The 1,326-nt window shown below is 56.9% G+C and carries 1 protein-coding gene and 1 other annotated feature; the gene reads right to left on the bottom strand.

Translation table 11 applies throughout. The features are described 5' to 3' along the window. Positions 1 to 41: 41 nt before the first annotated feature. Positions 42 to 1,276, bottom strand: a protein-coding gene (locus FHS79_RS18475; protein WP_184203317.1) for an IS3 family transposase whose coding sequence is annotated in 2 segments (ribosomal slippage) — positions 42 to 982 and positions 982 to 1,276 — 1,236 coding nt in all. Because the reading frame shifts where the segments join, the coding sequence is not laid out codon by codon here. Next, positions 873 to 989, bottom strand: a sequence feature (AL1L pseudoknot). (Overlaps the previous gene by 117 nt.) Positions 1,277 to 1,326 lie beyond the last annotated feature (50 nt).

The following is a 1,326-nucleotide window of genomic DNA, read 5'->3' as shown; positions in this document are numbered from 1 at the left end:
TGAACTGCCCCGGGTTTACCGGAGGGTGGGCGGTTCAAATGTCAGGCGGCGATATCGAGTTTCTTGAGGTTTGCATAGAAGGCCAGTTCGGCCTCGGCTGGCGGAATGTATCCGATGGGCGCGAGCAGGCGCCGATTGTTGAACCAATCGACCCATTTGAGGGTTTCCCATTCGACCTGCGTCGCAGATTTCCAAGGCCCGAGGCGGTGGATGACCTCGGCTTTGAACAGGCCGTTGATCGTCTCGGCCATGGCATTATCGTAGCTATCGCCGACGGTGCCGACCGAGGCATTGATGGCCGCCTGCGCCAGGCGTTCGGTGTATTTGATAGACAGATATTGCGATCCGCGATCCGAATGATGGATCAAGGCTTTGTTGCCAAATGGCTTTCTCTGCCAGATTGCCTGCTCGAGAGCGTCGAGAACGAACTGGGTCGTCATAGATGTGGACACCTTCCACCCGACGATCCTGCGGGCAAAAACATCGATGATGAAAGCAACATAAACTGTACCACTCCAGGTCTGCACATAAGTGAAGTCCGACACCCAGAGTTGATTGGGCGCCTCGGCTACAAACTGTCGGTTGACCTTGTCGTCGGGGCACGGCCGAGACGTGTCCTGCTTGGTCGTGATGACGTTCTTACCCCGGATTACACCTTTCAAACCCATCGTACGCATCAGACGTTCAACGGTGCAGCGCGCCACTTTACATCCTTCACGCTTCAAGACGTGCCAGACCTTGCGGGCGCCGTAGACATTGCGGTTATCTTGCCAAATTCGTGCAATATCCTCCTTCAGCTTGTTATCCCTCTTCGCACGCGCGCTCGCCTTGGCCGGTTCTCTGGCCACCGCTGCATGCTGGTAGTAGGTTGACTGGGCGATCGGCAAAGCGCTGCAGATCGGCTCGACCCCGTAATCGGCGCGTTGCGCCTCAATAAATTCAATCATCTGCGGAACGGGCGGTCGAGCTCCGCCTGCGCAAAATATGCCGATGCCTTCTTCAGGATTTCATTGGCTTGGCGAAGTTCACGGACCTCGCGCTCCAGTTCCTTGATCCGCGCCTTCTCCGCGCTGGTCGGCCCAGCGCGCGCGCCGTGGTCATTGCGATGCTGGCTCACCCAGGCCCGCAGACTATCCGCCGAGCAGCCAAGCTTGGCGGCAATCTCACGACAAGCCGCAGAAACACTGGCATAATCCGATTGATGCTCCTCCAACATACGGACAGCACGTTCACGAAATTCCGGCGAATACGGCGATGCTTTTTTCTTCTCTACCATGATGGGTATCCTCTGAGGGTTTTACCCTCCGGTAAACCCGGGGCAGTTCA

Origin of the sequence: Polymorphobacter multimanifer (assembly GCF_014205635.1) — a bacterium.
GTDB lineage: Bacteria > Pseudomonadota > Alphaproteobacteria > Sphingomonadales > Sphingomonadaceae > Sandarakinorhabdus > Sandarakinorhabdus multimanifer.
Note: the sequence above shows the minus strand (reverse complement) of the source record. Positions and strands in the feature narration are given on the sequence as shown.